The following is a 21939-nucleotide window of genomic DNA, read 5'->3' as shown; positions in this document are numbered from 1 at the left end:
GCGGGCCCGGTGGAGAATGGGCGCCTGCCGGCGTCCCGCCCGGGACCCGGTCGCAGCGCGAGGAAGAGGCCGATGACCGTGGGTGGGCGATGAGGGCCGTGGGGGCGTGGCGGGCGACCTACACGCCCGGGGACTGGTTGGTGCTCTCCGGGCCCACCTCGCTGGTGGTCGTCGAGCCGCCCGGTGAGGGCTGGACGCCCCTGGTCGAGGAGCTGTGGCAGCAGGTGCTGGCGTCGTCGTCCCTGGTGGACCTCGCCCGGCGGCTCGCGGGCTACGGCCTGGACACCATGCCGAGCTTCGGCGCCCTCTTCTGGACCGCTGAGCACGGCATGCGCTCCCTGGTGCGGGGGGCCGTCACCGTGGTCGACCCGGCCGACGGCCGGGTCGTGGCCAGCGGCGAGGGCATCCAGACGTGGAGCGAGGTGGGCCTCGGGCAGCTGGGCGCCGTGCTCGTCCGGACCGACGAGGGTGGGCCGGCGGGGCCCGAGGTGCTGCGGCTGCCGCTGGTGGTGGGCGCGGTCCGGGCCTCGGCCGTGCTGCTCGACGCTCGCGCCGGCGCGCTGGTGGGCTCGCCGCAGCTCGACGACGAGCGGGAGCACGGCGGGGACCGGGAGCGCGGGGAGTCCCCGGTGCACGGCCAGGGCCGCGAGGGCGGGGAGGACCCGGCCGGGCCGGAACGGGTCGAGCCGACCAGCCGGACGCGGGCGGCCCAGGAGGCGCGTGCGGACGAGGCGGAGACCGTCCCGGAGGACCTGGAGGCGCTCCCCGCCGGCGTCGAGCCGACGCAGGTGCTGCCCGACCGGCGACCGCCGGGGCCCGCCGCGCCGCCGGCGGCCGTGGACCCGGCCCGGGCCGCGCTCGAGAACGCCGACACCGAGCTCGTCCAGCTGCCGCCGGCGGCCGTGGACCGTGACCCGGCGTCGCCCGAGGTGCCGCCGGCGGGGCCGACCGTCCGGGCCGTCCTCTGCCCGCACGGTCACCCGAACCCTCCGGGGGAGCTGCGCTGCCGCGACTGCGGGGTGACGGTGAGCGACCAGCGGGTCCGGGTGGTGGCCCAGCCCGTGCTGGCCGTCCTGCGCGCCAGCGACGGGACCGAGGCCGCGGTCGACCGCACGGTCCTCGTCGGCCGTGCCCCGGCCGGACGGGGGTCCGGGCCGGTCCGGTTGCTGACCGTGCCCAGCCCGGCCCACGACATCAGCCGCACCCACCTGGAGGTCGCGGTCGAGGGCTGGCAGGTCACCGTCACGGACCTCCACTCCACCAACGGCACGATGCTGCTCGACCCGGCGGGCGGCCGCCGCCGCACCCTGCCGCCGGGCCAGGCCGTGCCCGTGCTGGCGGGCTACGTGCTCGAGCTGGCCGAGGGGGTCTCGGTGACGGTGACCGACCCCCGGTAGCGTCGGCTCCGAACAACCCTGGATCCCGGACGGCGCAGCAGGCGCAGACCGACCACCGAAGGAGCACCGAGCATGGCATCCCAGACGGCGGCGAAGCCGGACCGGTTCACCGGCCTGCCACCCGGCGTGGCGGTGGGACCGCTCGGCCGACGGCTCGTGGCGCACCTGATCGACGGGATCGTCCCCGCCGTCCTCCTCGCCGTGGTCCTGGGCACCGGCGAGCCCGGCCTCCAGGCGCTCGACGTCGTCGCCCTGGTGCTGCTGGTGGTCTGGGCGCTGGTGGTGTGGTGGATGTTCGCCACCCGCGCCGCCGGACCCGGCATGCGCCTGCTGAAGCTGCAGCTGGTGGGGTTCAGTGACGGCCGGCCCCTGGGCTGGGGGCGGTTCGCCGTCCGCGCCCTGGTGCTCGGCCTGCTGAGCGCCACCGGCCTGGGGCTGCTCCTGATGCTGTACTTCCTGCTCCGGCAGCCGCGCTACCAGGGCTGGCACGACCAGGCTGCCGACTCGGTGGTGATCCGGGAGCGGATGCTCGCCCCGCGGAACGGTCGGCCGGCCGGTGCGTCCTCCGCGACGCCGCCGTCCGCGCCGCCGGCTGGGGCGGAGGCCGGTCCCCGGCCGCTCACCCCGCCCTCGGGCAGCCCGGGCGTCGACCCGGTGGCCGGCAACGTGCCCGCGACCGCCCTCCCGATGGCGCCCAGTGGCGCCGAGGTGGGGATGGCGCCGGTCGCGGCCCGAGCCGTCGCCGCCGGCCCGGTGCCCGGCGTTGAGGAGCCCGGGGAGCGCACGGAGCGGATCGACCCGCCGGCTCGCCGCCGTCCCCCCACGCCCACCCCGGTGCGCCGCTGGACGGCGATCCTCGACGACGGCCGCGAGGTGCCGGTCGGCGGCCTGGTGCTGCTGGGCCGCAACCCGCAGCCCCGGCCGGGCGAGGAGACCGCCGAGCTGGTGAAGCTGGCGGACGAGACCCGCACCGTGTCGAAGTCGCACCTGGCCCTCGACCTCGACGACGGCGGCGTCGTCGTGGTGGACCGCGGCTCGACGAACGGCTCGACCGTCACCACGCCCGAGGGCGAGACCACAGCGTGCACCCCCGAGCAGCGCGTGCACGTCACGGAGGGCTCGGTCGTCTCCATGGGCGACCACTGGCTGACCCTGCGGCAGGACTGAGCCCCGGGCCGGTCCCGGTAGGGTCGCGGCCATGCTGCTCTCCGACCGCGACATCCGGGCCGAGGTCGCCGCGGGCCGCATCGGCCTCGACCCCTACGACCCCGCCCTGGTCCAGCCGTCCAGCATCGACGTGCGGCTGGACCGCTACTTCCGCGTCTTCGAGAACCACCGCTACCCGCACATCGACCCGGCGGAGGAGCAGCCGGAGCTCACCCGGGCCGTCGAGCCGGAGCCGGGGGAGCCGTTCATCCTGCACCCCGGTGAGTTCGCCCTCGGGTCGGTCTTCGAGGTGGTGACCCTGCCCGACGACGTCGCCGCCCGGGTGGAGGGCAAGTCCTCCCTCGGCCGGCTGGGCCTGCTCACCCACGCCACCGCCGGCTTCATCGACCCGGGCTTCAGCGGCCACGTGACGCTGGAGCTCTCCAACGTCGCGACCCTGCCGATCAAGCTCTGGCCGGGCATGAAGATCGGCCAGTTCTGCTTCTTCCGGCTCACCTCGCCCGCCGAGCTGCCCTACGGCTCGTCCGAGTACGGCTCCCGCTACCAGAACCAGCGCGGCCCGACGCCCAGCCGCTCCCACCTGAACTTCCAGCGCTTCTGACGGCCGCCGCACCCCCCGGCCCTCGGGGGTCCCCCACTTCACACCCCTGCGGTGCACTTCACACCCCGTGCCGAGGGTGCGCCGACCACCGCAGGGGTGTGAAGTGGCGGGCAGACCTCGGCGCAGCCGAGGAGGGCATCCGGGGTGCTGGGCCCGGCGGACTCAGCGCCTGCCCGGCGGACTCAGCCCGCGGCCCGACGGCGCCGCGCCCCGGCCGGACGGACTCAGCGCCCGGCACCCGCCGAGGGCTCGGCCTCGCGGCGCACCGACTCCAGCAGCAGCTGGGCGACGTCGAGGACCTCGACCGACTCCGGGGCCCGGCCCTCGGACTGCTGGGCGGTCAACCCGTCGGACAGCATCACGCGGCAGAACGGGCACCCGGTGGCGATCGCCGCCGGACCCGTGCCCGCACCGGCCGTCTGCAGCGTGGCGACCGCCTCCTGGGTGCGGTCGACGTTGATCCGGGTGCCGATCTTCTCCTCCATCCACATCCGGGCACCGCCGGCGCCGCAGCAGAAGGAGCGGGAGCCGTGCCGCGGCATCTCCGCGACGGTGGCGCCCGGGATGGAGCCGAGCAGGTCGCGCGGCGGGTCGTAGACCTGGTTGTGCCGGCCCAGGTAGCAGGGGTCGTGGTAGGTGATCGTGCGGCCGCCCACCGACCCGGCCGGCGGGGCGACGGGCGTCAGCCGACCGTCGCGGACCAGCCGGTTGAGCAGCTGGGTGTGGTGCACGACCTCGGCCGAGACGCCCAGCTCGGGGTACTCGTTCTTCAGCGTGTTCAGGCAGTGCGCGCAGCTGGTCACGATCTTGGTCGCCCGCGCCTCGGTGAGGGTCTCGACGTTCTCCAGGGCCAGCTGCTGGAAGACGAACTCGTTCCCGGCGCGGCGCGCGGGGTCCCCGGTGCAGGTCTCGCCGTTGCCGAGCACCGCGAAGGACACGCCCGCCGTGTGCAGCAGCTCGGCCACGGCCCGGGTCGTCTTCTTCGCGCGGTCCTCGTAGGCCCCGGCGCAGCCGACCCAGAACAGGTACTCGACCTCGGTCAGGTCGTCCACGTCCTCGCCGACCACCGGCACGGGGAACGGCAGGTCCCCCGCCCAGTCCATCCGACCGCGCGGGCTCATGTTCCAGGGGTTGCCCTTGCCCTCCAGGCCCTTGAACAGGCCGTTGAGCTCCTTCGGGAACTCCGCGTCCATCAGCACCTGGTGGCGCCGCAGGTCGAGGATGTGGTCCACGTGCTCGATGTCGACGGGGCACTGCTGCACGCAGGCGCCGCAGCTGGTGCAGGACCACAGCACGTCCGGGTCGATCACCCCGGCCACGCCGTCGCTGACCTGGATGGGGCCGACGAGCGGGCGCTCGGCCTCGGCGAGCACGGCGGCGGGCAGCGACGCCCGGGCCTCCTCCGCCGCCTGCAGGTAGGGGGCCTTGGCGTAGGCGTGGTCGCGCAGGGCGGTGATCACCAGCTTGGGGGAGAGCGGCTTGCCGGTGTGCCAGGCCGGGCACTGCGACTGGCAGCGGCCGCACTCGGTGCACGAGGTGAAGTCGAGCAGGCCCTTCCAGGTGAAGTCCTCGACCTTGCCGACGCCGAGGCTCGCGTCCTCGTCGAGGTCCTCGATCTCGGCGAAGTCGAGGGGCTCGCCGTCGACGACGACGGGGGCCAGTGCGCCCAGCGACGGGCGGCCGTCGGCCCGCCGCTTGAACCAGATGTTGGGCCAGGCGGTGAACCGGTGCCAGGCGACGCCCATCGTGGTGTTCAGCCCGATGGTGACGAACCAGGCCATCGAGATGACGATCTTGAGCGCGGCGACGAGGACGACGGCGGTCGCGACCCCGGCCGCCGGGAGCCCGGCCGGCAGCAGGAACCAGGTCAGCGGGAAGTGCCAGCGGCTCGTCTCCGCACCCAGCAGCTGGAACTCGAGCGCACGCAGCGCCAGCACGCAGACGACGATCCCCAGGATCGTGAGCTCGACGTAGACGCCCTGCCAGCCGGTCGAGCCGAAGAACCGTGACGCCCGGCCGAGCCGCCGGGAGCGGGCCCGGACGGCGATCAGGTACCCGATGCCCAGCAGGCCGGCCCAGGCGATGACCTCGCTGGCCCACTCGTAGACCACCCAGTGCCCGATCAGCGGCAGGGCGAAGCGGGGGTCGAACAGCTGGCCGTAGGCCGTGACGAGGGTGAAGAACAGGGCTCCGAAGGCGACGAAGACGAACCAGTGGGCCACCCCCACGGCGCTCCACTGCAGCATCCGGGTGTGGCCCAGCGTCTCGGTCAGCATGTGCCGCCAGCGCTCCGCCGGGGCGTCCCGACGCCCGGTGACCGGCCGGCCGAGCCGGACCACCCCGACGATCGAGGCGACGGCCCGGGCGAAGAGGACCACGCCCACCACCGACACGGCCAGGGCGAGCACCACGGCGACGACCGTCATCAGCCTCTCCTCATCTCCTCCGCGAGCCGGGGTGCCCAACCTAGTGGAGCCCACCGACAGGACCTGGCGGCCGTCGGCGCCCTTCCCGACGGGTCGGGAGCCACGCCGGTCGCGTGCGGCGCGATTGTCAGAGGTGCCGGTTAGGGTCGGAGCCGACCTACCGACGAGGTGGCGAGAGGCAGTGGGTGGGGCATGATCGAGTTCGAGTCAGTCGGCAAGACCTTCCGGGACGGCACGGCCGCGGTCGTGGACCTCAGCCTCCAGGTGCCCTCCGGCCAGATCACCACGATCGTCGGCCCGTCGGGCTGCGGCAAGACGACCACCCTGCGGATGGTCAACCGGATGATCGAGCCCTCCTCGGGGCGGATCACCTGGGACGGGACCCCGCTGCGGTCCAAGCGCAAGACCGCGCTCCGCCGCCAGATGGGGTACGTGATCCAGAGCGGGGGGCTGTTCCCGCACCGCACCGTCGTCGACAACATCGGCACGGTCCCCGGCCTGCTCGGCTGGTCCAAGACCAAGACCCAGAAGCGCTCGCTGGAGCTCCTGGAGAACGTGGGCCTGGACCGCAAGCTCGCGGACCGCTACCCGGCCCAGCTCTCGGGCGGCCAGCAGCAGCGCGTCGGGGTGGCCCGCGCGCTCGCGGCCGACCCGCTCGTGATGTTGATGGACGAGCCCTTCTCCGCCGTCGACCCGGTCGTCCGCGGCGAGCTGCACGAGTTCTTCCTGGACCTCCAGCGCCGGATCAGCAAGACGATCATCCTCATCACCCACGACATCGACGAGGCCATGAAGCTGGGCGACCAGGTGGCCGTCATGCGGGTCGGCGGCCACCTCGCGCAGGTGGGCACCCCGCAGCAGCTGCTCGACGAGCCGGCCGACGCCTTCGTCGAGGGCTTCGTGGGGCGGGACCGCGGCTACCGCGCCCTGTCCTTCCAGCCCGCCTCGGCGCTGACCCTGGAGGGCGTCCCGGTGGTCCGCGACGTCGCCGCCGCCGCCCCCGACGGCGTCACCCTGGTCGTCGACGGCGACGCCCGCCCGGTCGGCTGGGTGCTGCCCGGCCAGCCGGGCCGCGCCACGCCGCTCGGGGCGACCTTCGACGTGGAGGGCGGCACCCTGCGCAACGCCCTCGACGCGGTGCTCACCTCCCCGGTCGGCCTGGCCGTCGGCGTCGTCCCCGGCAGCGGGCGCTACGCCGGCGTCGTCTCGACCGCGACGATCCTCGCCGGCGTGCAGCAGGCCCGGGTGCACCACGCCGAGTCGGTCACCGTGCAGGAGGGGCCGCGCCAGCCGGTGGCCCCCGGGCCGGATCCCGAGCCGACGGCCCCCGACCCGACGGACGACGTGGGGCCCGGCCACGACCACCGCGGCTGGTCCACCAGCGCGGGCGGGTCGACGGCCCTGGCCCCGGAGGACGAGCACGCGGCCACCGCCGAGCTGGGCGACGAGAGCGGGCAGGACGTCGACGCCGAGACGTTCGGCGGGGAGGCCGACGACCAGCCGCCCGCCGACGACCGTGGCCCGGACGAGCACGAGCACGGCGCCGCCGAGCAGGGCCCCGACGACCAGGGCGCCGACCGCCGGGCCGCGGACCTCTACCAGCACGAGAGCGACCTGGTCACCGAGGAGTCCCGCGCGGTGCAGCCCGACGACACGGACGTCCGGCGATGAACTGGGGCTGGATCCAGAACAACCTGCCCGACATCGCCTCGTTCCTCGGGCAGCACGTGGTGCTCGCGGTGCTGCCGGTGCTGGCCGCCCTGGTGATCGCCCTGCCCCTCGGCTACCTCGTCCACCGCACCGGCAAGGGCGCCAACCCGATCCTCGCCGTGCTGGGCGTCATCTACTCGATCCCGTCGCTGGCCCTCTTCGTCGCGCTGCCCGTGCTGCTGGGCACCCGGATCCTCGACCCCGTCAACGTCGCGGTCGCCCTCACCATCTACTCGGTGGCCCTGCTGGTCCGCAGCGTCGTCGACGGCCTCCGCTCCGTGCCGTGGGACGTCAAGCAGTCCGCCTCGGCGGTCGGCTTCAGCCGCTGGGGCCGGCTGCTGCGGGTGGAGCTGCCGCTGGCGATGCCGGTGGTCTTCGCCGGGCTGCGGGTGGTCACCGTCTCGAACATCGCGCTCGTCACGGTCGCGGTCCTGGTCGCCAGCGGCGGCCTCGGCCAGCTGTTCCTCCGCGGCTACAACAGCATCTTCTACACCCCGCTGATCGTCGGCCTGGTCCTGACGGTGGCCCTCGCGCTGCTGGCCGACGCGATCATCCTGCTCATCCAACGAGGCACCCTGCCCTGGGCGAGGGGACGGCGCGCGTGAACGTCTTCAGCTACCTGCTGGACGGGGCCAACTGGTCGGGCAGCGGCAAGATCGTCGACCTGCTGCTCCAGCACCTCCTCTACACCGCAGCCGGCGTGGTGCTGGCTGCCCTCGTCGCCATCCCGCTCGGCATCCTCATCGGGCACACCGGCCGCGGCTCGTTCCTGGTCATCGGGCTCAGCAACGCCGCCCGCGCCATCCCGTCGCTCGGCCTGCTGTTCCTCGCCGTGATGCTGCTGGGCACCGGCGTCGGCAACATCGTCGTCGTGCTGGCGATCCTCGCCCTGCCGGCCATCCTCACCGCCACGGCGGCCGGCATCGGCGGCGCCGACCGCGGGGCCGTGCACGCCGGTCGGGCGCTGGGCATGACGGAGCGGCAGATCGTGTCCCAGGTCGAGTGGCCGCTCGCGCTGCCGCTCGTCGTCTCCGGCCTGCGCAGCGCGACGCTGCAGGTGGTCGCCACGGCGACCGTCGCCGCGTTCGCGTCCGGCGGGGGTCTGGGCCAGCTGCTGACCAGCGGCCAGGCCCAGAGCGACTACCCGCAGATGTTCGCCGGGGCCATCCTCATCGCCGTGCTGGCGATCCTGCTCGACCTGCTCCTCGGGCTCGCGGGCTGGGGAGCGGCGCGCCGCGCCCGTCCGCGCAGCAAGACGGCGGCTGCGGCCGCGGTCGCCCCTGCCTAACGTCAGACCGCATAACCTTGTGCACCAGTCGGGAATCGCCCGCCGAGACGGAGTGACCATGAACCTCAGAAGAAACCTGGCCGTGGCCGGCGTCAGCCTGGCCTCCCTCCTGCTCGCCGCGTGCGGCGGAGGCGGTGGCGCCGACCCGCTCGCCGCCCCGTCCAGCGCGGCCTCCTCGGCCGCCAGCGGGGGCAGCGAGGCCGTGGTCGTCGGCTCCGCGGCCTTCACCGAGTCGACGATCGTCGCCGAGCTGTACGCCCAGGCCATCTCCGCCAAGGGCGTCGAGGCCTCGACCAAGCTCAACATCGGCTCGCGCGAGGTGTACCTCAAGGCGCTCGAGGACGGCTCGATCTCGATCGTCCCGGAGTACACGGGCAACCTGCTGCTGAACTACGACAAGAAGGCCGCGGCGACCACCGCCGAGGAGGTCGAGCAGGCGCTGCCCGAGGCCCTCCCGGCCGACTTCAAGCTGGGAACCCCGTCGGCCGCGGTCGACCAGGACGTCTACGTGGTGACGAAGGAGTACTCCGACGCCAACGGCGTGAAGTCCCTCGCCGACCTGAAGAAGGTCGCCGGGGACGCCGTGCTGGGCGGGCCGTCGGAGCTGGCGACCCGCGCCTACGGGCCGGAGGGCCTCGAGCAGGTCTACGGCGCGAAGCTCAAGCAGTTCAAGCCCTACGACTCCGGTGCGGTCCGCGCCCGTGACCTCAACGACGGCAAGATCCAGATCGGCGAGTTCTTCAGCACCGAGTCGGTCATCCCCGACAACGGCTACGTCGTCCTCGAGGACCCGCAGGCGATGATCCTGCCGCAGAACGTCGTCCCGCTGTACCGGGCCGAGGTCGCCTCCAACACCGCGGTGACGGGCGCCGTCGACGCCGTGCAGCAGGCCCTCACCACCGAGGAGCTGACGGCGCTCAACAAGAAGGTCGACGTCGACAAGTCCGACGCCGACGACGTGGCGAAGGAGTGGCTGACGAGCAAGGGTCTCGTCTGACCCTGCCGCACGACCCCCGGCGCAGCCCGGAGCCGTCACGGCTCCGGGCTGCGCTGCGTCGCGGCCCTGCCTCGCCCGTCCCGGCCCGGGGACCGGGAGAGCCACGTACGCTGGCCGTGCTCGGGGCCGAGGCGAGGAGGTGGCGCGATGTCGCGCTGGAAGAGCTGGACGGCTGCAGCCGGGTTGACCGGGGCGCTCGGCGCCTCGTTCCTGGTCGCCGGACCGACGGACGTCGCGGAGGCGGCGCCGACCCTGAAGTACACGACGGTCGTCCAGGGGCTGACGATCCCCTGGGACATCACCTGGGTGGGACCCGTGATGCTGTTCGACGAGCGCGACGGCAGCCTGTTCAGCAAGCGCGGCAGCGCTGCGGCGCGGAAGGTCTCGTTCCCGCTGCCGAAGCCCTACGTCAACAGCGAGGGCGGCCTGCTGGGGATGGTGGCCGACCCGAAGGCGGCCAGCAACAAGCTCTTCTACACCTGTTCGACCAGTGCCAGCGCGAAGGACGTCCGCGTGCTGCGCTGGCGGCTCACCTCCGACACCAGGGCCGTCGCCGTCGGCAAGCCGCTGGTCACGGGCATCCCCCTGACCAGCGGCCGGCACACCGGCTGCCGGCTGCGCTTCAGCCCCAAGGGCGTGCTCTACATCGGCACCGGTGACGCCGCCGTCGGCACCAACCCGCAGAAGAAGTCCTCGCTCGGTGGCAAGGTGCTCCGCGTCTACTCCAGCGGGACCATCCCCAAGACGAACCCCTTCTACTCCTCCGGCGGCAACGCGCGCTACGTCTGGAACTACGGCCACCGCAACGTCCAGGGGCTCGCCGTGCGGCCCGCCACCGGCCAGCTCTTCACGGCCGAGCACGGCTCCGACCGCGACGACGAGGTCAACCTGGTCCGCAAGGGCGCCAACTACGGCTGGAACCCGGTACCTGGCTACAACGAGGCGGTGCCGATGACCGACCGCCAGAAGTACCCGAAGGCCGTGAGCGCCGTGTGGAGGTCGGGCAACCCGACCGTCGCCACCAGCGGGCTCACGTTCCTCAGCGGGAAGCGCTGGGAGACCTGGAACGGGGCCCTCGCCGTCGCCGAGCTCAAGGGGCAGGACGTCCGGCTGCTCTTCCTCGACAAGGCCGGGAAGGTCACCAGCACCCGGACGATGCCGGGCGCCGACCGCTTCGGCCGGATCCGCACCCTGCAGCAGGGGCCGGACGGGCTGCTCTACCTGACCACGTCGAACGGCGGCGGGAAGGACCGGATCATCCGGGTCACCCCAAGCTGAGCGCGCGCCCCGAGCCCCGCCCGGCGGGTCACTCCTCGGGCGGGGCCTCGGCGCCGGCGCGCTCGTCGCGGTCGGCCCACTCCAGCAGCGTGTCCAGCCGGTAGGGGTGCGCGTCGATGTCGGCGTGCAGGTCGCCGAGCGTGGCGAAGCGGCCCGGCATCGTCGCCAGGGTGAAGTCGCCCGGCTCGGCATCGGCGATCTCGTCCCAGCGCACCGGCGCCGAGACGCGACCCTCCGGGGTGCCGCGCACCGAGTAGGCCGAGGCGATGGTGTGGTCCCGGGCGTTCTGGTTGTAGTCGACGAAGATCGATCCGGGGTCGCGGTCCTTCCGCCACCACGTGGTGTCGACCAGGCCGTCGGCGCGCCGTTCCACCTCGCGGGCGAAGGCCAGTGCGGCGCGCCGGACGTCGCCGAAGCCGTGCTCGGGGACGACCCGGACGTAGATGTGCAGCCCCTTGCCGCCGGACGTCTTGGGGTACCCCACGGCGCCGAGCTCGGCCAGCAGCTCCTGCACCACGACCGCGGTGCGGCGGACGTCGTCGTAGGTGGCTGCGGGCATCGGGTCCAGGTCGATCCGCCACTCGTCCGGGGACTCGGTGTCGTCCCGTCGGGAGTTCCAGGGGTGGAACTCCACCGTCGACATCTGCACCGCCCAGATCACGTCCGCGGGGTGCGCGACGCAGAGCTCGTCGGCGTGCCGGTCGTAGCGCGGGAAGTGCACGCGGACGGTCTCCAGCCACGGCGGGGCGCCGGAGGGCACCCGCTTCTGGTGCACCTTCTCGCCGTCGACGCCGTCCGGGAACCGGTGGAGCATGCAGGGCCGGTGGTAGAGGGCGTTGACGATGCCGGGCGCGACGCTCAGGTAGTAGTGCGCGAGGTCGAGCTTGGTCTCCCCCCGCGCCGAGAAGTAGACCCGCTGCGGGTTGCTGATCGAGACCGTCCGGCCCTCGACCTCCAGCTCGATCCGCTCGGCCGCCATGGACGGAGGCTACCGTCCCCGCTCAGCGGCGGTGCGCCATCAGCTGCCGCAGGGCGAGGAACCGGACCAGCGTCGCGGCGGCGTTCGCCAGCACCAGGACCGCCACCTCGAGGCCGCGGCCGGGGTCGCCGAGGTGGTGCAGCAGCCACAGCGAGCCGCTGGTCAGCGCCAGCCCGACGCCGAACGCCGCCATCCCGCCCAGGTGGTGCGCCACGGCTCCGGACGACCCGCGCAGGCCGAAGGTGAGCCGGCGGTTGGCCGCGGTGTTGGCGACGGCGGTGAGCAGCAGCGCGACGAGGTTCGCCGTCTGGGCGCCGGTCACCTCGCGCAGACCGAGGTAGAGGAGGAAGTAGGCGAGCGTGCTGAGCACCCCGACGCCGCCGAAGCGGACCAGCTGACCGAGCAGGCCGCGGGGGACGCCGGGCACCGTCGAGGGGACGTCGACCCGGCCGAGCTCGCGGCGCAGCCGGTCGACGGGGATCCGGCCCCCGCCGAAGCCGCGCAGCAGCCGGGCCACACCGGCGAGGTCGTCGCGGGCGGTGGCCACGATGTCCACGCTGCTGTGCGGGTCGTCGACCCAGTCGACGGGCACCTCGTGGATCCGCAGACCGCTGCGCTGCGCCAGCACCAGCAGCTCGGTGTCGAAGAACCAGCCGTCGTCCTGCACCCAGGGCAGCAGGTCGGCGGCCACGTCGGCGCGGATCGCCTTGAAGCCGCACTGGGCGTCGGAGAACGACGCCGCGAGGGCGCCGCGCAGGATCAGGTTGTAGCTGCGGGAGATGATCTCCCGCTTCGGGCCGCGCACCACCCGGGCCGAGCGGGCGAGCCGGCTGCCGATGGCGATGTCGGAGTGCCCGGAGATCAACGGCGCGACCAGGGGCAGCAGCGCCCGCAGGTCGGTCGAGAGGTCCACGTCCATGTAGGCGAGCACGGGGGAGCCGGAGGCGGACCAGACCGCCTTGAGCGCCCGGCCCCGGCCCTTCTCGGCCAGGTGGACCGCCCGGACCCGGGGCAGCGCCTCCGCGAGCCGGAGAGCCTCCGCCCAGGTGCCGTCGGTGCTCGCGTTGTCCGCGATGGTGATGGCGTAGGTGTAGGGGAAGTGCTCGGCCAGGAAGGCGTCGAGGCGGGTCACCGAGGGACCGAGGTCGGTCTCCTCGTCGAAGACCGGGATGACGACGTCCAGCACGGCGTCGACGCCGGTCGCCGAGGTGCGGGAGAGGTGGCCCTGGGCGCGGGTCGGGGGGGTCGGCAGGGGCGTCGGGAGCGGCATGCCCCCACCCTCGGAGCGCCGTCTGTGGCGGCCGTGGGGTGCCGCTGTGGCCGGTCTGTGGGTGCGCGGGAGCCCGGTGCGACCGGCTCAGCGCGCCTGCAGCCAGGCGAGCACGGCCAGCACCCGACGGTTGTCGCCCCCGGCGTCGGGCAGGCCGATCTTGGCGAAGATGTTGGAGATGTGCTTCTCCACCGCGCCCTGGCCGACCACCAGCCGCTCGGCGATGGCGGCGTTGCTGCGCCCCTCGGCCATCAGCCCCAGGACGTCGCGCTCGCGCGGGGTGAGCGCGTCCAGCGGGTCGGTCCGGCGCCCGACCAGCAGCTGCGCGACCACCTCGGGGTCGAGGACGGTGCCCCCCGCGGTGAGGGTCCGGAGCGCCTCGACCAGGGCGTCGAGGGAGGTGACCCGGTCCTTGAGCAGGTACCCGACCCGCCCGCGGCCGTCGGAGAGCAGCACGTCGGCGTAGGACAGCTCGATGTAGGCCGACAGCATCAGCACCGCCAGCCCGGGCTGCGCCGCCCGGGCCCGGACCGCGGCCCGCAGGCCGTCGTCGGTCATGCCCGGCGGCATCCGGACGTCGACGACGGCCACGTCGGGCCGGTGGGTGGCCGTCGCCTCCAGGAACGCGTCGGCGTCGCCGACCGCCGCCACCACGCTGCAGCCGGCCTCCTCGAGCAGCCGGACCAGCCCCTCCCTCAGGAGCACCGAGTCATCGGCCACCACCACGCGCACGGGGCCCAGCCTGGCACGGCCGGGCCCTGCGCGCGCGGTGAGCCGCCGGGCGGTGTCAGGGGTGGGACTGGGGCAGCGTGGCCGTCAGCTGGGTGGGGCCGCCGGCGGGGGAGCTGACGGTCAGGGTGCCGTCGACCCCCGCCAGCCGGTCGGCGAGGCCGGCCAGGCCGTGGCCCTTGGCCAGGGCCGCGCCGCCCGTGCCGTCGTCGCTCACGACGATGACGGCGAGCCCGCCGACCGCCGCCACCTCGACGGCCGCCCGGCTCGCGCCGCTGTGCTTCTCGACGTTGGTGAGGGCCTCGGCGACCACGAAGTAGGCCGCGTTCCGCGCGGCCTCGGAGAGCCGGACGTCGGCGACGTCCACCGAGGTCGGGACGCTGCCGCGCGCGGCGAGCGCGGTGACGGCCGCCCGCAGGCCCTGCTCGGCGAGGATCGGCGGGGCGATCCCACGCGAGAGGGTGCGGATCTCGGCCAGGGCGTCCTGGGACTGCTGCAGGGCCTCGTCGAGCAGCGCGCGGGCCTTCACCGGGTCGTCGTCGAGGCGCCGTTGGGCCGCGGAGATGTCCATGCCCAGCCGGACCAGCCGCTGCTGGGGGCCGTCGTGCAGGTCGCGCTCCAGCCGGCGCAGCGTGTGCACCTCGGCCCCGCCGGCGGCGCTGCGGCTCACGGTCAGCTCGTCGACCTGCTGGCGCAGCGCACCCGCCTCGTCTACCACCAGGGCCCGGGCCACGGCGACGTGCAGCTGGACGAGCCCCCGCAGCACCGCCGGGGTGCTGACCAGCAGGAGGACCCCCACGACGGTGTTGAACGTGAGGTCGGCGAACCGTCCCGGGTAGCCCAGCAGGTCCGGCAGGCCCTGGTCGTCCTCGGGCAGGAACCGGCTCCAGAACCAGTAGGTGACCCCGCCCAGCCCGCCCGCCGCCCAGCTCACCCCGATCGAGAAGGTGATGGTGCTGAGCGGGAAGTTGACCAGCACGTGCAGCAGGTCGCGCCAGGACTGCACGTGGCTGAGCCGCCGCAGTCGGCCGCCGAACCCGGCCGCCGAGGCGGGGTAGTGGGTGGCGGGCAGCTCGTGCCCGGCGGCGGCCAGCAGGGCCCGGCTCATCCGGGCGGCCCAGCCGGCGACGACGAGGGCCGCCACCAGCACGAACAGCCCGACGACGACGACGGCCAGCCCGAGCCCGGCGCTGAACAGGGTCGTGCAGACGACGAAGGCGGCGACGTAGACCGCGAAGGTGCCGACGAGCACGGCGCCGTTGCGGGCCACGCCGTTCATCAGGGACGTCACAGGGTCATCCTGGCGGGTCGGGGCCGGTGCGGCCGGTGGTGGGAGAGCGTCGTAGAGGTCGAGCACCTCGGTGCTCGCGGAGCCGGTGGACAGGTCGGTGGAGGTCATGGCTCCACGCTCGTCGAACGCGGCTCCCGTGCCCATCCGGCTGCCCGACGGAGCCGGTGGGGGGTTGTCCCCACCCCCGACGGTCTCGGCGGCGGCGGGCTGTCGGTGCCGCGGCCTAGGTTGGGCAGCATGAGCATGGAGAGCGCCGCCTGGTCGACCCTGTACCGGACGATGTCGGCGCAGCAGGAGAAGCGGCCGTTCTCCCGGGTCACGGTCCGCCGGGTCGCCGCCTTCGCCCGGCCCCAGCGCGTCACGATCGGCTTCTTCGTCCTGCTGAGCGTCGTCGGGGCCTTCCTCGCCGTCGCCACCCCGCTGCTCGCCGGTCAGGTCATCGACGCCATCACCAGCCGGTCGGCTCCGGCCGTCGTGGTGCGGCTGGCCCTGCTGATCGCCGGGATCGCCGTCGCGGAGGCCGGGGTCGGCCTCGTCTCGCGCTGGCTGTCGGCCCAGATCGGGGAGACGCTGATCCTCGACCTCCGCCGCGCCGTGTTCGACCACGTGCAGACGATGCCGATCGCGTTCTTCACCCGGACCCGGACGGGTGCGCTGGTCAGCCGGCTGAACAACGACGTCATCGGCGCGCAGCGGGCGTTCTCCGACACGCTGTCGGGTGTCGTCGGCAACTTCGTCGCCGTCGTCCTCGCGCTCGTCGTCATGCTCGCGACGTCCTGGCAGATCACGGTGCTGGCCCTGGTGCTGCTCCCGGTCTTCGTGCTGCCGGCGCGGCGGATGGGCCGCCGGCTCGCCGCGATGCGCCTCGAGGCGGCGAACCACAACTCCACCATGAGCACGCAGATGACCGAGCGGTTCTCCGCCCCCGGGGCGACGCTGGTCAAGCTGTTCAGCCGGCCCGACCGGGAGTCCGCGGAGTTCGGCGTCCGCGCCACCCGGGTGCGCGACATCGGCGTCAGCTCGGCGTACCTGCAGATGGTCTTCGTGACCGCCCTGACCCTGGTCTCCGCCCTGGCGCTGGCGCTGGTCTACGGGCTGGGCGGCTGGTTCGCGCTGCGCGGCACGCTGGAGGCCGGGTCGGTGGTGACCATGGCGCTGCTGCTCACCCGCCTCTACGCCCCGCTCACCTCCCTGGCCGGCGCCCGGGTCGAGGTGATGAGCGCGCTCGTCAGCTTCGAGCGGGTCTTCGAGATCCTCGACCTGCCGGCCCTGATCACGGAGCGGCCCGGCGCGACGGTCGTCCCGGCCGGCCCCGTCGGCGTCGAGTTCGACCACGTCGACTTCGCCTACCCGACGGCGGACAAGGTCTCGCTGGCCTCGCTCGAGGAGGTCGCCGTGCTCGACAACCGCGGCGGGGTGCAGGTCCTGCACGACGTCAGCTTCCGGGCCGAGCCGGGGCAGATGGTGGCCCTGGTCGGCTCCTCGGGTGCGGGCAAGTCGACGGTCGCCCAGCTGCTCGCCCGGCTCTACGACGTCGATGGCGGCGCGGTCCGGATCGGCGGCGTGGACGTGCGCGACCTCACCTTCGCCGGGTTGCGGGAGGCGCTCGGGATGGTCACCCAGGACGGGCACCTCTTCCACGACTCCATCCGCGGGAACCTGCTGCTGGCCAACGCCGACGCCACCGAGGAGGAGCTGTGGGCGGCGCTGCGCCGGTCCCGGCTGGAGACCCTGGTCGCCGAGCTGCCGGCCGGCCTGGACACCGTCGTCGGCGAGCGGGGCTACCGGCTCTCCGGCGGCGAGCGCCAGCGGCTGACCATCGCCCGGCTGCTGCTGGCCCAGCCGCGGGTGGTGATCATGGACGAGGCGACGGCGTCGCTGGACTCCACCTCGGAGGCCGCGGTGACGGCCGCCCTCGGCGAGGCCCTGCAGGGCCGCACGGCCCTGGTGATCGCCCACCGGCTGTCCACGGTCCGCTCGGCCGACCTGATCCTCGTGCTGGAGGACGGCCGCATCATCGAGCGCGGCCGGCACGGCGAGCTGCTCGCCGCCGACGGCCGCTACGCCGAGCTCTACCGGACGCAGTTCGCCCCGGGCCCCGGCGGGGCCAGCGCGATGGAGCCGCAGCAGGACGAGCCCGTGCCGACGCCCTGAGGTCGCCCCCGCGCCCTCAGCCCGGAGCTTGTTGAAGGGCCTTTGACAAGCTCAGCCCGCGTTGCGGTCACAGGCTCGGGCCGCGGTGCGGTCACAGCTCAGGTCGCCGGGCGTCGCGGTCGGGACGGCGGGGCGGTCAGGAGCTGACCGGCGGGGCGAACGGGCTGACCGGCGGCGCCGACGGCACGGCGGCCAGCGGCAGCCACACCGTGAACGTGGTCCGGCCGGGCCGGCTGGACACCGTCACGTGCCCCCGGTGAGCCTCGACGACCGCCGCGACGATGGCCAGGCCCAGCCCGGTGCTGGTGCCCGAGGCGCCTCCCTCCGCGCGGACCCGGCTGGTGTCGGCGCGGGTGAACCGCTCGAAGACGTGGTGCTGGATCGCCTCGGGGATGCCGGGCCCGTCGTCGGTGACGGTGACGACCGCCTGCCCGTCGCGGACCTCCAGGCCGGTCTCGACGCGGGTACCCGGCGGGGTGTGGGTGCGCGCGTTGGCCAGCAGGTTGACCACGACCTGGTGCAGCCGGTGCCGGTCGCCCAGGGCGACCACGGGCTCGGCGGGCAGGTCGAGCTGCCAGGAGTGCGCGGGCCCGGCGGCGCGCGCGTCGCTCACGGCGTTGATCACCAGCTCGGTCAGGTCGGTGGGCCCGACCTCGATCGCCGGGCCGGAGTCCAGCCGGGCCAGCAGCAGCAGGTCCTCGACCAGCCGCGACATCCGCTCGGCCTCGGACTCCACCCGGGACATCGCGAAGGCCGCGTCCTCGGGCATCTCCCCGCGGCTGCGCCGCGTCAGCTCGGCGTACCCGCGGATCGCGGCGAGCGGGTTGCGCAGCTCGTGCGACGCGTCGGCGACGAACCGGCGGACCTTGGTCTCGCTGGCCTGGCGCGCCTCCAGGGCGGCCTCGACGTTGGTGAGCATGTGGTTCAGCGCCTGGCCGACGCGGCCGACCTCCGACGTGGGGTCCGCGTCGGCGGGTGGCACCCGGACGGCCAGGGCGACCTCGCCGCGGTCCAGCGGCAGCTGGGAGACCTGCTGCGCGGTGGCCGCGACCCGGTTGAGCGGCCGCAGGCTGCGCAGCACGACGGCCCGGGCCGCGACCAGGGCGCCGAGCACGGCCAGCAGGCTCAGCACGGTCTCCAGGCCGATGATCTGGGCCAGCAGGCGGTCGACCTCGGCCAACGGCACGCCGACCACCACCCGGCCCTGCAGCACCTCGCCGCTGCCGTTGGTGAGCTGGTAGGTCACGTCGTACGTGGCGACCCGGTAGTGCCCGACGCCGGCGACCTCGACCGAGCGCTTGTCCCGCGTGACCGGGAGGGCGGCCAGGCTGGCGTTGGTGGCGTCGTCCAGGGCCGGCGGCTCCCCGTACCCGCGCCGCAGGATGCGGCTCTCCAGCACGGTGCCGTCCGCCCCGAAGGCGGCGATGATGGTGTCCCGCGGGTTGCCGACCTGGACGATGTCGTCCTTGTCGCCGGGCCGTCCGGAGGGGGACCCCCCGCGCTGGCCCGCGGAGACGGCGTCGACCTGCTTGTCGACCTGCTGCAGCAGCAGCTGCCGGGTCGCGAGGGCGGTGGCGAGACTCAGCAGCACGGCGGCCAGGGCCACCAGGGCGGTGACCCGGATGACCAGCTGGCGTCCGAGCGTCCCGCGGCCCAGCGGAGCCGGCGGCTCGCCGGCCGGGCCGAGGACCGCGGGCTCCAGGCCCGGGGCGGTGCTCACCCCGCCGGGCGCAGCACGTACCCCGCGCCCCGCATGGTGTGGATCATCGGCGCCCGGTCGACGTCGATCTTCTTGCGCAGGTAGGAGATGTAGAGCTCGACGACGTTGGCCTGGCCGCCGAAGTCGTAGTTCCAGACCCGGTCGAGGATCTGGGCCTTGCTCAGCACCCGGCGGGGGTTGCGCATCAGGTAGCGCAGCAGCTCGAACTCGGTGGCGGTCAGCTGGATCTCGGTGCCGCCGCGGGTCACCTCGTGGCTGTCCTCGTCGAGCGTCAGGTCGCCCACGACCAGCGTCGAGTCGCTCTTGGCGAAGGCCGCCCCGCTGCGGCGCAGCAGGGCGCGCAGCCGGGCGATGACCTCCTCCAGGCTGAACGGCTTGGTGACGTAGTCGTCGCCGCCCGCCGTCAGGCCGCCGATCCGGTCCTCGACGGCGTCCTTGGCCGTCAGGAAGATGACGGGGACATCGGGGTCCTCGGCGCGGATCCGGCGCATCACCTCGAGGCCGTCGAAGTCCGGCAGCATCATGTCGAGGACGATCGCGTCCGGCCGGGTCTCGCGCGCCGCCTTGACCGCGGCGGTGCCCGAGGCGGCCGTGGTGACCTGCCAGCCCTCGTAGCGCATGGCCATCGAGAGCAGCTCGGTCAGGCTCGTCTCGTCGTCGACGGCCAGCACCCGGATCGGGGTGCCGTCGGGACGGGTGAGCGGTGCGCTGGCGGCGTCGGTTCGGACCATGGCCCAAGGTTCGCACCCATCCTGAGGACAGGACTGTGCGAAGTCTGTGCTCTTCCTGTGAACGGACGCCGCCCGGGTGGCCCTGCGGCACCCGCCACCGGTGGCCTCGGTGGGGCGCCGGCGGGGACGGGGGGGTGAACGGCGTGGTCTCGGGGAATACGGGGGCGTGGCCCTGGGTTGAGCCTGATGCACTCAACTTCACCTTGCCCATCCCCGCACGCTCATGCATAGTTGAGCGCGGGACGCTCAAGGACTAAGGTTGAGCGCAGCAGGCTCAAGTAGTACACAGACTCATCGGAGGAAACACACCATGGCTCGTGCAGTCGGCATCGACCTCGGGACGACCAACTCGGTCGTCGCCGTGCTCGAGGGCGGGGAGCCCACCGTCATCCCCAACGCCGAGGGGGCGCGCACCACGCCCTCCGTCGTCGCGTTCGCGAAGGGTGGCGAGGTCCTGGTGGGCGAGGTCGCCAAGCGCCAGGCCGTCACCAACGTCGACCGGACCATCCGCTCCGTCAAGCGCCACATGGGCACGGACTGGAAGGTCAGGGTCGACGACAAGGACTACCGTCCCCAGCAGATCAGCGCCTTCGTGCTGCAGAAGCTGAAGCGGGACGCCGAGGCCTACCTCGGTGAGCAGGTCACCAACGCCGTGATCACCGTCCCCGCCTACTTCTCCGACGCCGAGCGTCAGGCCACCAAGGAGGCCGGCGAGATCGCCGGTCTGACCGTGGACCGCATCATCAACGAGCCGACCGCTGCGGCACTGGCCTACGGCCTTGACAAGGGCGGCTCGGACCAGACGATCCTCGTCTTCGACCTCGGCGGTGGCACCTTCGACGTCTCCCTGCTGGAGATCGGCGACGGCGTCTTCGAGGTCAAGGCCACCAAGGGCGACAACCGCCTCGGTGGCGACGACTGGGACTCCCGCATCGTCGACTGGCTGGTCAAGCAGTTCAAGAACAAGAACGGCACCGACCTGTCCAAGGACAAGATCGCGCGCCAGCGGCTGCAGGAGTCGGCCGAGAAGGCCAAGATCGAGCTGTCCTCGGCCAGCGAGACCTCCATCAACCTGCCCTACATCACCCTCGGTGAGTCGGGCCCGCTGCACCTGGAGGAGCGGCTCACCCGCTCGGAGTTCCAGCGGCTGACCTCGGACCTGCTGGACCGCTGCCGCACCCCGTTCAACGCGGTGGTCGCCGACGCCAAGATCTCCGTCGGTGCGATCGACCACGTCATCCTCGTCGGTGGCTCCACCCGGATGCCCGCCGTCGTCGAGCTGGTCAAGGAGCTGACCGGCGGCAAGGAGCCCAACAAGGGCGTCAACCCCGATGAGGTCGTGGCCCTGGGCGCCAGCCTGCAGGCCGGTGTCCTGAAGGGTGAGGTGAAGGACGTCCTGCTGCTCGACGTCACCCCGCTGAGCCTCGGCATCGAGACCAAGGGTGGCGTGATGACCAAGATCATCGAGCGCAACACCACGATCCCGACCAAGCGCTCCGAGGTCTTCACCACCGCGGACGACAACCAGCCGTCGGTGATGATCCAGGTCTACCAGGGCGAGCGCGACTTCGCCCGGGACAACAAGTCCCTCGGCAACTTCGAGCTGACCGGCCTGCCGCCGGCCCCGCGGGGCGTCCCGCAGATCGAGGTCGCCTTCGACATCGACGCCAACGGCATCGTCCACGTGCACGCCAAGGACATCGCCACCGGCAAGGAGCAGTCGATGACCGTGACCGGCGGCTCGGCGCTCGGCAAGGAGGACATCAACCGGATGGTCCAGGAGGCCGAGGCCAACGCCGAGGAGGACCGCAAGCGCCGCGAGGCGGTCGAGCTGCGCAACGAGGCCGACAACCTGGTGTTCCGGACCGAGAAGCTGATCAGCGAGAACGCCGACAAGATCACCGACGACGTCAAGGCGCCGGTCGAGGAGGCGCTGACCGAGGTCAAGGCCGCGCTCGAGGGTACCGACGACGACGCCGTCAAGACCGCGGTGGACAAGCTGAACACCACCAGCGCCGCGCTCGGCCAGGCCATGTACGCCGCGGCTGCCGCCCAGCAGGCGCCGTCCGAGGCCGGCGAGCCGGGTGACGGGGCCGGGAGCAACGGCGCGAGCAGCTCCACCGGCTCGGACGACGACGTCGTGGACGCCGAGATCGTCGACGACGACCAGGCCGCGAGCGACACCAAGTGAGCGACCGGCC

The 21939-nt window shown here is 73.5% G+C and carries 17 protein-coding genes; 10 read left to right on the top strand and 7 right to left on the bottom strand.

What is annotated here, in order from left to right; all coding sequences use genetic code 11:
• Positions 1–89 precede the first annotated feature (89 nt).
• The 3 genes from BLT72_RS20145 to dcd all read left to right on the top strand — a co-directional run bounded on the left by BLT72_RS20145 (position 90) and on the right by dcd (position 3165).
• A complete protein-coding gene (locus tag BLT72_RS20145; protein WP_157720585.1) occupies positions 90–1397 on the top strand; it encodes an FHA domain-containing protein in 1308 nt (435 codons plus the stop codon).
• A 72-nt stretch (positions 1398–1469) separates the two neighbouring features.
• The gene (locus BLT72_RS20140; RefSeq protein ID WP_091415383.1) at positions 1470–2564 is read left to right on the top strand and encodes an RDD family protein; all 1095 of its coding nucleotides are present in this window, start codon (positions 1470–1472) and stop codon (positions 2562–2564) included.
• A gap of 31 nt (positions 2565–2595) precedes the next feature.
• Complete coding sequence (dcd, locus tag BLT72_RS20135; protein ID WP_091415380.1) at positions 2596–3165, top strand: dCTP deaminase; 570 nt, start codon at positions 2596–2598, stop codon at positions 3163–3165.
• Between the two features lie 224 nt (positions 3166–3389).
• Here the strand turns inward: dcd and BLT72_RS20130 are convergent, their stop codons facing one another.
• Positions 3390–5591: a (Fe-S)-binding protein gene (locus BLT72_RS20130; protein ID WP_091415377.1), complete on the bottom strand. Its 2202-nt coding sequence runs from the start codon at positions 5589–5591 to the stop codon at positions 3390–3392.
• 192 nt (positions 5592–5783) lie between these two features.
• On the opposite strand from BLT72_RS20130, the gene BLT72_RS20125 reads away from it, so the two are divergent.
• From BLT72_RS20125 to BLT72_RS20105, 5 genes are all read left to right on the top strand, one after another.
• Positions 5784–7262 carry an ABC transporter ATP-binding protein gene (locus tag BLT72_RS20125; protein WP_091415375.1) on the top strand — a complete coding sequence of 493 codons (1479 nt, stop codon included), beginning with the start codon at positions 5784–5786 and terminating at the stop codon, positions 7260–7262.
• On the top strand, positions 7259–7906 hold the full coding sequence (locus tag BLT72_RS20120) for an ABC transporter permease (RefSeq protein WP_091415372.1): 648 nt from the start codon (positions 7259–7261) through the stop codon (positions 7904–7906). Before BLT72_RS20125 ends, BLT72_RS20120 begins: the two co-directional genes overlap by 4 nt.
• Positions 7903–8589 (top strand): ABC transporter permease, encoded by a 687-nt coding sequence (locus BLT72_RS20115; protein ID WP_091415369.1) that lies wholly within the window; start codon positions 7903–7905, stop codon positions 8587–8589. Before BLT72_RS20120 ends, BLT72_RS20115 begins: the two co-directional genes overlap by 4 nt.
• A 58-nt stretch (positions 8590–8647) precedes the next feature.
• Positions 8648–9586, top strand: coding sequence for an ABC transporter substrate-binding protein (locus tag BLT72_RS20110; protein WP_091415367.1), 939 nt, complete (start codon positions 8648–8650; stop codon positions 9584–9586).
• A 147-nt stretch (positions 9587–9733) separates the two neighbouring features.
• Entirely contained in the window at positions 9734–10864 is a 1131-nt protein-coding gene (locus BLT72_RS20105; RefSeq protein WP_091415364.1) for a PQQ-dependent sugar dehydrogenase, read from the top strand.
• Positions 10865–10892: 28 nt separating this feature from the next.
• Here the strand turns inward: BLT72_RS20105 and ligD are convergent, their stop codons facing one another.
• The 4 genes from ligD to BLT72_RS20085 form a co-directional block, all read right to left on the bottom strand.
• The gene (gene ligD / locus BLT72_RS20100; RefSeq protein ID WP_091415362.1) at positions 10893–11843 is read right to left on the bottom strand and encodes a non-homologous end-joining DNA ligase; all 951 of its coding nucleotides are present in this window, start codon (positions 11841–11843) and stop codon (positions 10893–10895) included.
• Between the two features lie 22 nt (positions 11844–11865).
• The gene (locus tag BLT72_RS20095) at positions 11866–13113 is read right to left on the bottom strand and encodes a bifunctional glycosyltransferase family 2/GtrA family protein (protein WP_091415359.1); all 1248 of its coding nucleotides are present in this window, start codon (positions 13111–13113) and stop codon (positions 11866–11868) included.
• Between the two features lie 87 nt (positions 13114–13200).
• Complete coding sequence (locus tag BLT72_RS20090) at positions 13201–13845, bottom strand: response regulator transcription factor (protein WP_091415356.1); 645 nt, start codon at positions 13843–13845, stop codon at positions 13201–13203.
• A 55-nt stretch (positions 13846–13900) separates the two neighbouring features.
• Entirely contained in the window at positions 13901–15241 is a 1341-nt protein-coding gene (locus tag BLT72_RS20085) for a sensor histidine kinase (protein WP_091415354.1), read from the bottom strand.
• Between the two features lie 129 nt (positions 15242–15370).
• Here BLT72_RS20085 and BLT72_RS20080 point away from each other — a divergent pair, with 129 nt between their 5' ends.
• Positions 15371–17287 (top strand): ABC transporter ATP-binding protein, encoded by a 1917-nt coding sequence (locus tag BLT72_RS20080; RefSeq protein WP_091415350.1) that lies wholly within the window; start codon positions 15371–15373, stop codon positions 17285–17287.
• A gap of 136 nt (positions 17288–17423) precedes the next feature.
• Here the strand turns inward: BLT72_RS20080 and BLT72_RS20075 are convergent, their stop codons facing one another.
• Entirely contained in the window at positions 17424–19007 is a 1584-nt protein-coding gene (locus tag BLT72_RS20075; protein WP_231930198.1) for a sensor histidine kinase, read from the bottom strand.
• On the bottom strand, positions 19004–19738 hold the full coding sequence (locus tag BLT72_RS20070; protein WP_091415347.1) for a response regulator transcription factor: 735 nt from the start codon (positions 19736–19738) through the stop codon (positions 19004–19006). The genes BLT72_RS20075 and BLT72_RS20070 overlap by 4 nt, the downstream gene beginning before the upstream one ends.
• Positions 19739–20048: 310 nt before the next feature.
• Between BLT72_RS20070 and dnaK the strand changes: the two genes are divergently transcribed.
• Positions 20049–21929: a molecular chaperone DnaK gene (dnaK, locus tag BLT72_RS20065; RefSeq protein WP_091415343.1), complete on the top strand. Its 1881-nt coding sequence runs from the start codon at positions 20049–20051 to the stop codon at positions 21927–21929.
• The last annotated feature ends 10 nt before the right edge of the window (positions 21930–21939 follow it).

Source organism: Friedmanniella luteola (genome assembly GCF_900105065.1).
In the GTDB taxonomy this organism is placed as follows: domain Bacteria; phylum Actinomycetota; class Actinomycetes; order Propionibacteriales; family Propionibacteriaceae; genus Microlunatus; species Microlunatus luteolus.
Note: the sequence above shows the minus strand (reverse complement) of the source record. Positions and strands in the feature narration are given on the sequence as shown.

Coding starts and splice junctions, on each gene's coding strand:
- BLT72_RS20145 (WP_157720585.1), top strand. CDS start 90: ATGAGGGCCGTGGGGGCGTGGCGGGCGACCTACACGCCCGGGGACTGG.
- BLT72_RS20140 (WP_091415383.1), top strand. CDS start 1,470: ATGGCATCCCAGACGGCGGCGAAGCCGGACCGGTTCACCGGCCTGCCA.
- dcd (WP_091415380.1), top strand. CDS start 2,596: ATGCTGCTCTCCGACCGCGACATCCGGGCCGAGGTCGCCGCGGGCCGC.
- BLT72_RS20130 (WP_091415377.1), bottom strand. CDS start 5,591: ATGACGGTCGTCGCCGTGGTGCTCGCCCTGGCCGTGTCGGTGGTGGGC.
- BLT72_RS20125 (WP_091415375.1), top strand. CDS start 5,784: ATGATCGAGTTCGAGTCAGTCGGCAAGACCTTCCGGGACGGCACGGCC.
- BLT72_RS20120 (WP_091415372.1), top strand. CDS start 7,259: ATGAACTGGGGCTGGATCCAGAACAACCTGCCCGACATCGCCTCGTTC.
- BLT72_RS20110 (WP_091415367.1), top strand. CDS start 8,648: ATGAACCTCAGAAGAAACCTGGCCGTGGCCGGCGTCAGCCTGGCCTCC.
- BLT72_RS20105 (WP_091415364.1), top strand. CDS start 9,734: ATGTCGCGCTGGAAGAGCTGGACGGCTGCAGCCGGGTTGACCGGGGCG.
- ligD (WP_091415362.1), bottom strand. CDS start 11,843: ATGGCGGCCGAGCGGATCGAGCTGGAGGTCGAGGGCCGGACGGTCTCG.
- BLT72_RS20095 (WP_091415359.1), bottom strand. CDS start 13,113: ATGCCGCTCCCGACGCCCCTGCCGACCCCCCCGACCCGCGCCCAGGGC.
- BLT72_RS20085 (WP_091415354.1), bottom strand. CDS start 15,241: ATGACCTCCACCGACCTGTCCACCGGCTCCGCGAGCACCGAGGTGCTC.
- BLT72_RS20080 (WP_091415350.1), top strand. CDS start 15,371: ATGAGCATGGAGAGCGCCGCCTGGTCGACCCTGTACCGGACGATGTCG.
- BLT72_RS20070 (WP_091415347.1), bottom strand. CDS start 19,738: ATGGTCCGAACCGACGCCGCCAGCGCACCGCTCACCCGTCCCGACGGC.
- dnaK (WP_091415343.1), top strand. CDS start 20,049: ATGGCTCGTGCAGTCGGCATCGACCTCGGGACGACCAACTCGGTCGTC.